This window comes from Antarctobacter sp., from assembly GCF_034670325.1.
In the GTDB taxonomy this organism is placed as follows: Bacteria; Pseudomonadota; Alphaproteobacteria; order Rhodobacterales; family Rhodobacteraceae; genus Antarctobacter.
Genome location: NZ_JAXMNR010000001.1, coordinates 995,920 through 1,008,368, shown reverse-complemented (window position 1 = coordinate 1,008,368; position 12,449 = coordinate 995,920). Strand labels below are relative to the sequence as shown.

Annotated in this window: 13 protein-coding genes; 1 reads left to right on the top strand and 12 read right to left on the bottom strand. The window is 63.2% G+C overall.

Annotated features, from left to right (window positions below; all coding sequences use genetic code 11):
- Positions 1-298 precede the first annotated feature (298 nt).
- From VOI21_RS04820 to VOI21_RS04790, 7 genes are all read right to left on the bottom strand, one after another.
- On the bottom strand, positions 299-778 hold the full coding sequence (locus tag VOI21_RS04820; RefSeq protein ID WP_323768215.1) for a copper chaperone PCu(A)C: 480 nt from the start codon (positions 776-778) through the stop codon (positions 299-301).
- A complete protein-coding gene (locus VOI21_RS04815) occupies positions 775-2,088 on the bottom strand; it encodes an FtsX-like permease family protein (RefSeq protein ID WP_323768213.1) in 1,314 nt (437 codons plus the stop codon). The genes VOI21_RS04820 and VOI21_RS04815 overlap by 4 nt, the downstream gene beginning before the upstream one ends.
- A 31-nt stretch (positions 2,089-2,119) precedes the next feature.
- The gene (locus tag VOI21_RS04810) at positions 2,120-2,800 is read right to left on the bottom strand and encodes an ABC transporter ATP-binding protein (protein ID WP_323768211.1); all 681 of its coding nucleotides are present in this window, start codon (positions 2,798-2,800) and stop codon (positions 2,120-2,122) included.
- Positions 2,801-2,804: 4 nt separating this feature from the next.
- Entirely contained in the window at positions 2,805-3,233 is a 429-nt protein-coding gene (locus VOI21_RS04805) for a hypothetical protein (protein WP_323768210.1), read from the bottom strand.
- A gap of 155 nt (positions 3,234-3,388) precedes the next feature.
- Entirely contained in the window at positions 3,389-4,876 is a 1,488-nt protein-coding gene (locus tag VOI21_RS04800) for an alkaline phosphatase (RefSeq protein ID WP_323768208.1), read from the bottom strand.
- A gap of 274 nt (positions 4,877-5,150) precedes the next feature.
- Positions 5,151-5,756 carry a 2-dehydro-3-deoxy-6-phosphogalactonate aldolase gene (locus VOI21_RS04795; protein ID WP_323768206.1) on the bottom strand — a complete coding sequence of 202 codons (606 nt, stop codon included), beginning with the start codon at positions 5,754-5,756 and terminating at the stop codon, positions 5,151-5,153.
- Positions 5,753-6,652: a 2-dehydro-3-deoxygalactonokinase gene (locus VOI21_RS04790; RefSeq protein WP_323768204.1), complete on the bottom strand. Its 900-nt coding sequence runs from the start codon at positions 6,650-6,652 to the stop codon at positions 5,753-5,755. The genes VOI21_RS04795 and VOI21_RS04790 overlap by 4 nt, the downstream gene beginning before the upstream one ends.
- 431 nt (positions 6,653-7,083) lie before the next feature.
- Here VOI21_RS04790 and VOI21_RS04785 point away from each other — a divergent pair, with 431 nt between their 5' ends.
- Positions 7,084-7,848, top strand: coding sequence for an SDR family oxidoreductase (locus VOI21_RS04785; protein ID WP_323768202.1), 765 nt, complete (start codon positions 7,084-7,086; stop codon positions 7,846-7,848).
- A gap of 24 nt (positions 7,849-7,872) precedes the next feature.
- Here VOI21_RS04785 and arsH read toward each other — a convergent pair whose 3' ends face one another.
- From arsH to VOI21_RS04760, 5 genes are all read right to left on the bottom strand, one after another.
- Positions 7,873-8,583: an arsenical resistance protein ArsH gene (gene arsH, locus VOI21_RS04780; protein WP_323768200.1), complete on the bottom strand. Its 711-nt coding sequence runs from the start codon at positions 8,581-8,583 to the stop codon at positions 7,873-7,875.
- 28 nt (positions 8,584-8,611) lie between these two features.
- Positions 8,612-9,649, bottom strand: a complete 1,038-nt coding sequence (gene arsB, locus VOI21_RS04775; RefSeq protein WP_323768198.1) for an ACR3 family arsenite efflux transporter — start codon at positions 9,647-9,649, stop codon at positions 8,612-8,614.
- Positions 9,646-10,008 carry a helix-turn-helix domain-containing protein gene (locus VOI21_RS04770; protein ID WP_323768196.1) on the bottom strand — a complete coding sequence of 121 codons (363 nt, stop codon included), beginning with the start codon at positions 10,006-10,008 and terminating at the stop codon, positions 9,646-9,648. The genes arsB and VOI21_RS04770 overlap by 4 nt, the downstream gene beginning before the upstream one ends.
- Before the next feature lie 172 nt (positions 10,009-10,180).
- Positions 10,181-11,239 carry an L-idonate 5-dehydrogenase gene (locus tag VOI21_RS04765; RefSeq protein ID WP_323768194.1) on the bottom strand — a complete coding sequence of 353 codons (1,059 nt, stop codon included), beginning with the start codon at positions 11,237-11,239 and terminating at the stop codon, positions 10,181-10,183.
- Between the two features lie 52 nt (positions 11,240-11,291).
- Positions 11,292-12,353 carry an Ldh family oxidoreductase gene (locus VOI21_RS04760; protein WP_323768192.1) on the bottom strand — a complete coding sequence of 354 codons (1,062 nt, stop codon included), beginning with the start codon at positions 12,351-12,353 and terminating at the stop codon, positions 11,292-11,294.
- Positions 12,354-12,449 lie beyond the last annotated feature (96 nt).

Below are 12,449 nucleotides of genomic sequence, written 5' to 3'. Positions count from 1 at the left end.
CTTTCTGCATGTGTATGAGATGTGCATCGATTCGGTCAATCATTGTATACACATCGCATACATCTCTTGCACGACAGGAAGAAGCAGGCCCCCCAAGGCCCGCCTAGATTTCACTATTGCAAATTACATCCGAGGGAGTCGCCAAAGCCGACGGGGGAAGCGCCCCCTCCCACTGCTAAAGCAGGCCCCACCCATCCAGAACGCCCGCGAAGGGACGGTGGGCGGGGCGACGTTCCGGAGGCACTCCGGAACAAGCGCCCGACCGCGTCCGAAACTCAAGTGAGGACAGGCAAACCCGTCAGTGCGCGTGGCCCGCATGGCCGTGTGCGCGGGCGTCCGCGTCTTCGACACTCACGTCGATCTCCAGCGTGCCGGCGGACGTCACCAGAACCACCTCCCAGTGATGACCCTCTTCCAGCGCCTCGGACAGCCCGTCAAACCGGATTGCCAACCCGTCCGGCGTCAGATCCAGATGTTTGCCCGGGGCGACCGGGACCGGCGGCAGCGGGTCAAAGCCCATCTCGCCATCTTTCATCCGGAACCCCACCAGCTGCCCTTCCAGCCCGCTGACCAGCCGCGCGCCGATAATCTCTATTGGGGCGTCCCCCTCGTTGTGCAGTTCCATGAACACCAGCGTATGATCGTGGTCAGTGGCATTGGTCCAGGGGTGCAGGATCTCCAGCCCACCAATCTCAAAAACATGGGAGGGATCGCCGTGATCGTTTTCGGCAAAAGCAGCAGTCGCGAACAGCAGGGCGGCGGCAAGCAGGCGTTTCATTGGCGAAGGTTCTCCACGATTGGGCGCACCAAAACGGCAAGCGCCGGGACAAGGGACAGCAAAGACGTCGCCGAAAGGAACGCCAAGGCGAGGTTGACTTCGGACCATGTGATCGACGCGGAAACGAGGATATCGGTCCGCGACGTCACAATCCCCGACAGGACCGCCGCCGAGGCAAAGCCGAACACGACACCCAGCGCGGTGCCCGCCGCCAGCAGCGTGACACCGTAGGCCCAGACCACCGCCATCACGAAACGACGCGGCGCGCCCAGCGCGCGCAGCATGGCCAGTTGGCGCTGGAACAAGCGCGAAAGGATAAATAGCCCCAGCAGGACAGAGGCCGCGACCAGCACCTGTGTTACGATCGACATGATCTGCATGGCCTGCCGCACGTCGCCCATCACCCTGTAGAGGTTGGCCAGCACCGTGCCCGGGAAAAACGCCATCGTTTCTCCCGCCACGGTGAACTCGGACCGCAAGGCGTAGTTCGCCCAAAGCTCGGACGCGCGCACGATCACTGCTGGCGTGCCGGGAAACAACGCGGAATCAAAGGGCGGGCCGATGCGGTCGCCGTCCTCAAACGGGTGACCATTAGCCAGCCCGTGAACTTCCCAGACCGTCTCGACCGGGATCAGGATGGCGCGGTCCCATGGCGATCCGCTGCGCGCCATACGCCCAACCACCTCGATCTCGAATCCCTCATGCGCATCGCCATCGGCCGCGCCGCCATCTCCATGCGCGGGCGTAAAATGATCCCCGATTTCCAGATCAATGGCCGCGCCTATGACGGCCTCGCCGGTGCGGGCAAAAATACGACCCTCGATCTGGCCGTCCGACAGATGGGTGACAAAGTCCTCAATGGTCCCGACCACAGGCGCGCCCTCATAGCTGTCGCCAAAGGCGATGGGGGCCGCAATCTCGACTCTGGGATGGCTTGCGATGCGGTCGAAGGCCGCCCCGTCCAGCAGCGGTACCGCCGACGGCTGAAGAAACACAGAGGCCAGCATCAGGGTCAGTTCAGATCCCGGAGCCGCGACCACCAGATCGAATTTCTCCGCCGCCCGTGCGGTGCCGACCCGCAGCCCCCGTTCTTGTGCGATCAGGCCGATGCCCATGCCGGTGGACACGGCGATCAGCAGAATGAACATCAGGTTGGCCCATCGAAACCGCCAGAGCAGCGCCCGCACCAAGGGCATCGGGCGGAATCCGCGCAGCAGCACGGCACCGATCACAATCAGCGGCAGCAGCAGCGTTGCGGCGATTGCGATGTCCTGCCCGAGGGGCGGCAATGTCTCCCAGACCTCTCTCATGTGTTCGGATCACGTCTGCAAAAGCGGCGAGTCACGACGCACCAACACGGCTGTCGTCGGTCAATTGACCGTCTTCGATGGTCAGCACCCGGTCCAGCCGGTTAAGCAGATGTAGATCGTGGCTGACCGCAATCAGCGTCTTGCCACTGTCCCGTGAAAGCGCCACCAGATCCTCGATCAATCGGTCCGCTGCGGAGCGGTCCAGGCTGGCGGTCGGCTCATCGGCCAGCAGGATCGCCGGATCGGTGGCCAGCGCGCGCGAAACCGCCACCCGCTGCCGCTCTCCTCCGGAAAAAGAGGCCACGGTGCGGCTGTCCTGCGGGACGCCCAGCCGGCCCAGCCGATCCGCCGACCGGCTGTCGATCTGCGCCCGCGCGCCGCGTTTAGAGAAAAGCGCCGCAAGGCTGGCATTCGCGTGCGGCGAAAGTTCATCGAACAGAAGGAAATCCTGAAAGATCAGCCCCATGTGCGCCGCGCGAAAGGCCGTGCGCCGTTCTGAGGACAGCCGCGCCAAATCAGTATCGCCCCAACGCACGCTGCCCTTGGCCGCGACCAGACCGCTCAGGGCTTGCAGAAAAGTGGACTTGCCCGCTCCAGACGGCCCCCGCACCCCGATCAGCGATCCGGCAGGCACCGCCAGCGACGGCACCCGCAGCAGGGTCCGCGATCCTGCTGTAACGCTCAGTTCGGAGACTTCCAGAGGCAGGATCATCTGCTCAGGCTTTGGAATAGCTGGCGTCCGTCAGACGCACTAGACTGAGAAAGCCACTGTCAGGATCCCGAAACTTTCCCAGCTCCAGAACGCCGCGCGCCTCTATCTTGACGTTGAAGGGCAGGACATTGACCACGCGCTTGGCATAGATTGCAAGAATATCATCAGGCCAGTCGGCCGCCGTCTCACAGAAGGGGCAGACCGCCATCGGCCTCTTGGTCAGGACAAAGAACTGCGATTCCGCCTTGAGCGGCGGTGCCATGAACCCCTCAAAGGTCATGCGCGCGCCATTGTTCTGCATGGCGATCTCGGACATACCGCCACCCTTCTTGTAAAGCTCACGGATCCTGAGCGCCCCATCGGCTGCCCAGGCAGGGGCCGAGACAAGGGCAGGAGCGGCAAGACCTGCGCGAAGAAACGTGCGGCGGAGCATGGTGGGCCTCTTGTGGTTTCGGGTTCGGTGATCTGGCTACATTCTATGTGCCGAATATAACAACGTCCGCTGAGCGCCGCCCCAGACATACGTCAGAGGGCGCAAAAGAAAAAGGCCCGGGACAGGCGGCCCGGACCGGTATCACGGCTAAGGGCTTACTCGGCAGTGATGGCGTGGTGCATGACGTGGAAGATCACGTTCTGCTCAATCGTCGAGTCGAAGAGATGCGCCCAAGGCCCCTTGGCGTAGACCATGACATCTTCTCCGGAGTGGGTTTCCGACGACATCGGGATCAGCGCTTGCTGGATATAGTCGATGTCGGTGGCATCTTCCTGTGTCAGATCGGGGCGCGATCCTTTGAAGTCATTGCCCTCTTCGACCAGCACCGACCCGGCACCGTTCAGGTAGCCCATGACGGTGTAGGGCTTGCCGTCCTTGGCAAGCAGCGGTTCATCCGCGTGCTTGTCGCCTTCTTTCGCCACGCCGTAGCACAGACCCAAAATGTCCGAGCCGCGACCGCAGTAGCCGTTGAACGCGATGGCGTGCTCATGGTCAGCGGTGACGATGATCAGCGTGTCGGCGTCATCGGTCAGCTCATCCGCGAGGGCCACGGCCTCGGCAAAGGCGCGGCCGTCGGTCAGCGTGCGATAGGCGTTGCCGTCGTGGTTGGCGTGATCGACGCGGCCCGCCTCGATTTCAAGGTAGTAGCCGTTGTCGTTCTGCGACAGGAATTCAATCGCCTTGCGGGTCATGTCGGCCAGCGACGGCTCATCGTCGTCGGCGCGGTCGGCCTCATATTCCATGTGGCTGTCGTTGAACAGCGCAAGGATCGGGCTGTCCATCGTCAGCGCGCCAAAGGTTTCGGTGTTCCACGCGTACTGCGCACCGGCGTCCTTGGCGGCGTCGATCAGGTTGACGCCATCCTTGCGGCGTCCCTCTTTGCCTTCATCGGTGACAACACCTTCGGGCGCAAAGTGACGGCGGCCGCCACCCATCGCAAGGTCGATCACGCCCGCGTCCATCATGTCGATCAGCTGGGCCGCGATATCCTTTTGGGTGGTGCAGCCCTCTGGCACGCTGTCTTCCCAGTTGCGGTTGGCGGTCTTGGCGTAAACAGCCGCCGGGGTGGCGTGGGTCAGGCGCGCGGTCGAGACGACACCGACAGACTTGTCCATGCCAGTCACGATTTCTGCGAATGTGGTCAGCTCATTTCCGGTGACTGTGCCACAGTCACCGTGGATCGCGTCACCGCCGAGGTTGATCAGGTTGAAACGCTGCTTGACGCCGGTGTTCATGGCACCTGCGGTCGGGGCAGAGTCCGGGGTCTGGGCGTTGATGTTGTAGGTCTTGACCAGAGCAGCGGACCAATCGGTGGTCTCATAGGGCAGCACGTGCTCTTCGCCCAGTTTGCCCATCTGTTGACCGACAAAGAGGCGCGTGGCGTAGTTGGTGCCGACACCGTTGCCATCGGCCACCAGAACGATGACGTTCTTGGCGCGACCGGTGTTGTGCTGGCGGGCGATCAAGGCATCAACATGCGCCTGACCGGCGGTGAACCAGTCGCTGGACGTCTGCGGCAGATCCTGCGCGAAGGCCGGGAACGCGGCAGCAATGGCTGCAACGGATACGAGAGTCTTTTTCATGGAAAGTGCCTCCGAGTTGGCGATATGTCTCGTTGCGCATAGGCGGGTTTCGTCTCGGATTTTTTACGATTTTGTAACGGTTTAGTGAAACGCCAGCGCCATATCTGTCGTGGTCACTCGCCGGATGAGACGCTCAGGCGGCGCGATGTTCTGAGTGAGATCATCGAAGGTCTGCATGTCCGGCTAGTGGTTCAGCATTCGGGGTAGCGCGGCGGCTGTCGAGCGTATCCAGAACCACCCACCGACCGCGCCACCGCCGACCCCCAATGCCCGGTCAGCGAACCGCCGCATCCCATCCCGCCACCATTTCCGCGGCGCGCTCTGCGATCTCAGGCACAGCCATACCCGGCTTGAACAACGCCGTTCCGATACCAAACCCGGTGATCCCGGCCTTTAGCCAAGCGCCGAAATCCGCAGGCCCCACACCGCCCACCGCGTAGGTCGCGGCCTCGGGTGGCAGCACCGCCTTGAGCGCGGACAAACCGTCCAGACCCAGTTTGAAGGCGGGAAAGAACTTCAGCCCGTCCGCGCCGTTACGCAGGGCGGTGAACGCCTCTGTCGCGGTGAAGACGCCGGGATAAGACAGCATACCTGCCGCCTTGGTCGCCGCAATCACACGCGGATTGCAGTCCGGAGAGACCACCATTCCCGCGCCGATCTCGCGCAATTGTCCCACCTGCACCGGGTCCACCACCGTGCCCGCACCGATCAGGGCACGGTCGCCCGCATGGATGACCATGCGGCGAATGGTTTCGAACGGATCGGGTGAGTTCAGCGGCACCTCGATCTTTGTGATGCCAGCGTTGATAAGCGCGTCAACAACCGGCTCGGCCTCTGCCACGGTCAGCCCACGCAGGATGGCAATAATCTCTCGGGTCATGTCATGTCTTTCAAATGATGATAGGCGGCGGTCAGCCCCGCCAGAGTGATGTCGCCCGCAGGCATCAGCCGCGCGGCGGCACCTTGAGCTGACAGAGCGGCGCGATACGCCTCTGCCACCGTGTCTTCGCCCAGAATGACGATGTCCTGACCCAGCCAATAGGGACGCGCCGCCGCCAGTTCCGCCCCGATCAGAAGGCCCGACAGCCGCGCACGTGTCACCGCAGCACCGGTGCCGTTCAGCAAAGAGTCGGCCCGAAGGCCAAACAGCGATGAGGTCAGCGCAGCGGGCCGCGAGAGCGTGTCACTGACCGCCTCGGCGAAGGCAGCCTCATCCCAGCCGTCCCCGCCCAGCGAATGACGCAGGACCGACTGGCCGCTGAGCAGGGCAAACATCTCGCCGGTCATGAAGGTACGAAAGGAAACGACCTCTTTGGCGCTGATGTGCACCCACTTGTTGTGCGTACCGGGCAGGCAGAGCACGCCGTCGAAGTCCGGTTCCCTGGCAAGGAAACCGCCGATTTGGGTTTCTTCCCCGCGCATCACGTCCGGCGGGCGCATCTGGCTGATCCCCGGCAGGATATGCACCCGCAGGCGTGGGTCGCAGGTTGCCACACGGGGCCCCCCGACCGGCACGGCGCATGGGGTTTCGACATAGGGTGCCTCTGCCCAGCCCTGTCGCGCCCCGGCCATGCCGCAGATGATCACCGGCAGCGTGTCAGGCAGGTTGTCGCCCAGCAGGTTCAGCAGGGTCGGCTCATAGTCGCCGGGCGTCAGCCGCGACATACCTTGGTCCGAGTCGATCCTTTGCAAGGGGCGGTCGTCTCCGCCCATCGGCCAAAGGCGCAGGTGTGAGGTGCCCCAGTCGGCGGCGACCCATTGTGGTGTGTCGGTCATGGCAGGCGGTCTCCTTCCGGCACCCAAATCCCATCTGGCGGGCGGCAAGGCAAGGCCGTGTTCTTCCCTGCCCCATCAACGCGCTTCCCGATAGCGCCGACGGAATAGTTTGGCAGGCCCGGTGCGTCATCCGCAGTGAACAGCGTTCGGCAGTTGCGCATTTCTGGGTCTAGCCGGTCAGTTCCAACGGGCGCAACTATCGTTGGCGACACGTCGGTGGAAACCTTCTGCCCGCGCAAGGCCATCGGTGCACTCATGAACACCCCATCTATGAGCAACCTCTCCGACACGTCTTGCAGGTCTTCGAGACGCCCGCCGGTTTGAAGTGCCGTAAGGACATGACCAAGCCCTGTTTGCGGTAACGCCTTCGGCTTGACATCCCTGCCCCTCGCTGCGCGCAATCGCGGCCAAGCATCTGGAGGAGGGATTTCATGTCGGATCTGTTTTCGTTGAACGGTCGGCGCGCTTTGATTACCGGTTCGTCGCAGGGCATCGGGCTGGCGCTGGCGCGCGGGCTGGCGCAGGCGGGCGCTGAGGTCGTGCTGAACGGACGTGATACCGCCAAACTGGCCGCCGCCGCCGATACGATGCGCGGTGAGAGCGCAACCGTGCATGAACTGACCTTTGACGCGACAGATCATGAGGGCGTGCGCAGCGCCGTCGACGGGTTTGAGGCGGCGCATGGTGCCATCGACATCCTTGTGAACAACGCCGGGATGCAGCACCGGACCCCGCTGGAGGATTTCCCGGCGGAGATGTTCGAAAAGCTGCTGCAAACCAATGTGGCCAGCGTCTTTCACGTAGGCCAAGCCTGCGCGCGGCACATGATCGGACGCGGGCGCGGCAAGATCATCAATATCGCATCTGTCCAGACCGCGCTGGCCCGCCCCGGCATCGCCCCCTACACCACCACCAAGGGCGCAGTCGGCAACCTAACCAAAGGCATGGCGACAGACTGGGCGCGCCACGGATTGCAATGCAACGCGATTGCGCCCGGCTATTTCGACACGCCCCTGAACAAGGCACTGGTCGAGGACCCCGAGTTTTCCGCCTGGCTGGAAAAGCGCACTCCCGCAGGGCGCTGGGGCAATGTTGAGGAACTGGTAGGGGCCTGTGTCTTCCTGTCGTCTGACGCGTCCAGTTTCGTCAATGGACATACGCTGTATGTGGACGGCGGGATTACAGCGTCATTGTGACGGCGCGACGGGCTGAACCCCGCCCTACAGCGTGGCCTGATTGACCCGCCTGGACAGAGCGGCGCGGCTCTCGACCCGTTCCGAATAGCGGTCAACCAGATGGTCGCGCATGTCGCGTGTAAGCAGGGTGAATTTGACCAGTTCCTCCATCACATCGACGATCCGGTTATAAAAGGGTGAGGGCTTCATCCGGCCCGCCTCGTCGAACTCGTCCCACGCCCGTGCAATCGACGACTGGTTGGGGATCGTCAGCAGGCGCATCCAGCGGCCGAGGATGCGCAACTGGTTCACGGTGTTAAAGCTTTGACTACCGCCGCAAACCTGCATCACGGCCAGCGTCTTGCCTTGGGTCGGACGCACGCCGCCCAGTGACAGCGGAATCCAGTCGATCTGGGTTTTCATCAGTCCTGTCATTGCGCCATGCCGTTCGGGGGAGGACCAGACCATGCCCTCGGACCATGTCACCAGATCGCGCAATTCGGCGACCTTTGGGTGATCTGGCTCTTCGGTATCGACCTGCGGCAAGCCCCTTGGGTCAAAGATGCGTACCTCGGCCCCGAAACGGGTCAGGATGCGCGCGGCCTCTTCGGCGCTTAGGCGCGCATAGCTACGTTCCCGCAAAGACCCATAGAGGATCAGGATCCGGGGCGCATGGGTGCTGGGGGTGGCGGGAAAAAGCGTTTCCGTCGTGATTGGAAGAACACTGTCTTCCCGCAAATTGGGGATATCTGTCATGAGCTGCGGTCCGGGGGGTCTGATTGGTTCAGGTAAAGCGTGCGCGCGTGCGGTTGGCGAAGGCGACCAGCGACAACATCACCGGCACTTCGACCAGAACGCCGACAACGGTGGCCAGCGCCGCGCCAGAGTTGAGACCAAAGAGGCTGATCGCGACGGCGACGGCCAGTTCGAAAAAGTTTGAGGTCCCGATCATTGCGCAGGGCGCGGCGATCCGGTGCGGCACCTTCAACGCGTAGGCCACGCCGTAAGCCAGCGCAAAGATGCCATAACTCTGGATCACGATGGGTACGGCGATCAGCGCGATGACCAGCGGGCGCGACAGGATCACCTCTCCTTGCAGGCCGAAAAGGATGGCAACGGTGGCAATCAGGCCGACCACGGACCACGGCTTGACCCGCGCGGCGAAGGCTTCAATCGCCTGCGGACTGCCCAGCGCACGCCGGGTCAGCAAACCGGCGACCAGTGGCAGAACGACGTAAAGCACCGTCGCCAGAACCAGCGTTTCCCACGGGACCGAAATCTCTGTCACGCCCAGCAGAAAGGCCACGATGGGCGCAAAGGCGACAACCATGATCAGATCGTTCACCGACACCTGCACCAGCGTATAGGTGGCGTCCCCGCGCGTCAGTTGCGACCAGACAAAAACCATCGCCGTGCAGGGAGCCGCGCCCAACAGGATCAATCCGGCGGTGTATTGCGCCGCATCCTCTGGCGCGATCCATGGCGCAAAGACGAAATCGAAGAACAAGACCGCCAGCAGCGCCATGGTGAAGGGTTTGATCAGCCAGTTGACCACCAGCGTCACGATCAAACCGCGCGGTTGTCGCGCCACGCCCGCAACGGCACCGAAGTCCACGCCCACCATCATCGGGTAAACCATCGCCCAGATCAGCACCGCGACAACAAGATTGATGTTGGCGACTTCGGCCGCGGCAATGGCCTGCACCAGTCCGGGGGCCAACACTCCAATGACCAGACCGGCGATCATCGCCAGCGCCACCCAAAGGGTCAGGTAGCGTTCAAAAGTGCCAAGCGCGCTTTCCGCTGGGTTTGTGTTCGTCATCGGTCAGGTTCCGTGAGACTTGAAGGGAATGGGGGACAGGCGATCTGATCAAGCACCGGCTGACACAGGTCCGCACGCCCGCCGCAGCAGTCCTCCATCAGAAAGGACAGCAAAGCCCGCATCGCGTCGATATTTGCGAAATATCGGACAGAGCGGCCTTCGCGCAGGGATGTTACAAGGCCTGCGCCGGACAGGATCTTGAGATTGTTGGACAGCGTGTTTGGCCGGATGTCCAGCGTGTCGGCAATTTGTCCGGCGGAAACACCTTCAGCCCCGGCCCGGATCAGCAGGCGGAACACGTCGATCCGCGCATCGTGGGCCAAGGCGGAAAGGGTCGAGATAGCGTCCGTCTTTTCCATATTTCATGTATATTGGAAATATTTAGGATAGCAAGTCTCTGCCTTCACAAGTGCGGCGAGCTGGTGGACGGCCGACCGCCTTTGGGACCGGCGTGCTTTTCCCCTCATGCGTCCGGCATAGCCCTTCTTTGGACTGCTTGCCGCCACGCTTTTCCAAACCGTCAGGCGCCGGTCACGTGGTCTGACTTGGCATGGCAAACGAGAGGTGCACCTTGACTGCCTGCGTGCGATCCGCAGCCACGGCAAAGGCCTTGGCCGCCTCCTCCAGCGGGTAACGCCCGGTAATGATTGGGCTCACGTCTATGCGCCCGCTGGTGATGGCCGCCACGGCCTCGGCGAACTCTTCGTGAAAGCGATGGCTGCCTTGCAGGCGAATTTCCTTGGCCACCAGCGCGTTGACGGGCATGACGGTATCGCCTGCCACCCCCACCTGCACCAGCGTGCCGCGCGGTCGCAGGGTCGCAACCGCCGATTTGATGGCAGGCGCTGCGGCAGAGCATTCGAAGGCCAGATGGAAATAGCCCTTGTCAGCGGCATAGACCTCCAGCGTCTCGGGCGACGTGAGCACGTTGATGGTACGGGTTGCGCCCATTGCCTCGGCCACCTTCAAAGGGGCGTCCTGCAAATCGGTGACCACGATTTCGGCGGCACCCGCCACCGCCGCCGCCGCGACGCAGAGACTGCCAATAGGTCCGGCCCCTGTGACCAGCACACGCTTCCCCCGGATGTCCCCCGCCATGCGCGCGGCATGCAGGCAGACGGCCAGCGGCTCGGCGCAGGCGACGGCGTGCAGGTCCGCGCCCCCGGGCAGTTTGATACATTGCGCCGAGTCCAGAACGATCCGGTCACGGAACAGCCCCTGTTCATGCGGCAGCCGCATGGCCGAACCGTTGAACCGCATGTTCAGGCAGTGCATCGGCAGGCCTTCGGCACAGTAGGCGCAGCTTTCGCAGGGGCGACTGGGGTTCAGTGCCACAGGATCACCCGGTGCCAGCCCGGTCACATTCACGCCCACCTCCAGTACGCGGCCCGAAGCCTCGTGGCCCAGAATGATCGGTTCGCGGACCCGGATGGTGCCGATGCCGCCGTCCGCAAGGTAATGCATATCCGATCCGCAGATGCCCCCCGCCGCCACGGCAACCAGCACTTGCCCGGCACCGGGCGCAGCCACCTCTTCGGTTTCGATGCGCAGGTCGTTCTGGCCGTACAGGCGGCACACGCGGGTTTTCATGGGTTTTCTCCTAAGGTGGCCAAAGCGAGTTGGACAAAGGTGCAGGTGGGCCTCATGCGCCGACCGGACCGGGAAGGCTGACGTCAAACTCTGCGGCGCTGGCGGCGACGCGAGTCCAGACCTCATCGGGCAGGCGCACGCCTTCGGTCTGGCTGCGTGTGACGTTTTCGTGGGCGCGGTCGCCGGGAACGCGGACCGAGGGCAAGCCCGGAATCGGCCGGTTCTTGCGGCAGGCGTCATTGAGCGCGCCGACCTCGCGCAGGAACGGGGCGCTCCCGCCAAATGCTTCGGGGTCGAACACCTGCACAAACACGTTGCCGCCCCAGCGCGTCGGCGCTTCCGCCCGGCCGTGGCCCGCCAGCGCCTGCGTCATCATCTCGATCATTAGCCCGGTGGCATAGCCCTTGTGGCCGTGGTCCATGCCACCGACCGGCAGGATCGAACCCTTTGGGGTGGCGTTCACCACCGCCGGATCGGTTGTCGCCTCACCATTGGCGTCGAGCATCCAAGGGTGGTCAAACTGCGTTCCCTTGTTGATGTGCTCGCGCACCTTGGACACCGTCGTGATCGACGAACAGGTGTCGATCAGCACCGGGTGCCCGTCGCCCGGATAGCCGACCGCCCACGGGTTCGGCGTGAACAGAGGCTCTGTGCCGCCAAAAGGCGCAACCCATTTCCCCGACGGGTCAGAGGTTGCGATATAGCAGACAAATCCCCGGTCGGCGGCCATTGAGGTGAAGGTCGAGAGGCAGCCAATATGGTGGCTGCGCCGCAGTGCCAGCGCCGCCATGCCGAAGGTGCCCGCGCGCTCTATGCAGAGGTCAAGCGCCTGCGACATCAGCCAGTGGCCGGGCAGGTAGTTCCCATCCCAGACCATCGTCACCTTGTTGTCGCGCACAACCTCATGCTCACCGGACGCAGTCATGTTGCCCGATTTCAGTTCGGGCAGGTAGTAAGGCACCATCGAGATCCCATGCGTTGTCACCCCCAATTCGTCGGTGCGGATCAGAAGTTCGGCCACAACCTCGGCCATTTCGGGATCAAGCCCGGCCCGCGTGAGCAGGGTCTGGGCGAGTGTCTTCAGGTCGTCACGGGCAAAGCGCAAATCGGTCATCTGAGGTTCACTCCACCCGGTGTTTGCCCGTGAGGACCGCCTTCATGACGGTGCGCGGGTCGTTCCGGCCGGACAGGCGGCACACTCGGAAATGCA

Coding starts and splice junctions, on each gene's coding strand:
- VOI21_RS04760 (WP_323768192.1), bottom strand. CDS start 12,353: ATGACCGATTTGCGCTTTGCCCGTGACGACCTGAAGACACTCGCCCAG.
- VOI21_RS04810 (WP_323768211.1), bottom strand. CDS start 2,800: ATGATCCTGCCTCTGGAAGTCTCCGAACTGAGCGTTACAGCAGGATCG.
- VOI21_RS04785 (WP_323768202.1), top strand. CDS start 7,084: ATGTCGGATCTGTTTTCGTTGAACGGTCGGCGCGCTTTGATTACCGGT.
- VOI21_RS04820 (WP_323768215.1), bottom strand. CDS start 778: ATGAAACGCCTGCTTGCCGCCGCCCTGCTGTTCGCGACTGCTGCTTTT.
- VOI21_RS04765 (WP_323768194.1), bottom strand. CDS start 11,239: ATGAAAACCCGCGTGTGCCGCCTGTACGGCCAGAACGACCTGCGCATC.
- VOI21_RS04800 (WP_323768208.1), bottom strand. CDS start 4,876: ATGAAAAAGACTCTCGTATCCGTTGCAGCCATTGCTGCCGCGTTCCCG.
- VOI21_RS04770 (WP_323768196.1), bottom strand. CDS start 10,008: ATGGAAAAGACGGACGCTATCTCGACCCTTTCCGCCTTGGCCCACGAT.
- VOI21_RS04795 (WP_323768206.1), bottom strand. CDS start 5,756: ATGACCCGAGAGATTATTGCCATCCTGCGTGGGCTGACCGTGGCAGAG.
- VOI21_RS04815 (WP_323768213.1), bottom strand. CDS start 2,088: ATGAGAGAGGTCTGGGAGACATTGCCGCCCCTCGGGCAGGACATCGCA.
- VOI21_RS04790 (WP_323768204.1), bottom strand. CDS start 6,652: ATGACCGACACACCACAATGGGTCGCCGCCGACTGGGGCACCTCACAC.
- arsH (WP_323768200.1), bottom strand. CDS start 8,583: ATGACAGATATCCCCAATTTGCGGGAAGACAGTGTTCTTCCAATCACG.
- VOI21_RS04805 (WP_323768210.1), bottom strand. CDS start 3,233: ATGCTCCGCCGCACGTTTCTTCGCGCAGGTCTTGCCGCTCCTGCCCTT.
- arsB (WP_323768198.1), bottom strand. CDS start 9,649: ATGACGAACACAAACCCAGCGGAAAGCGCGCTTGGCACTTTTGAACGC.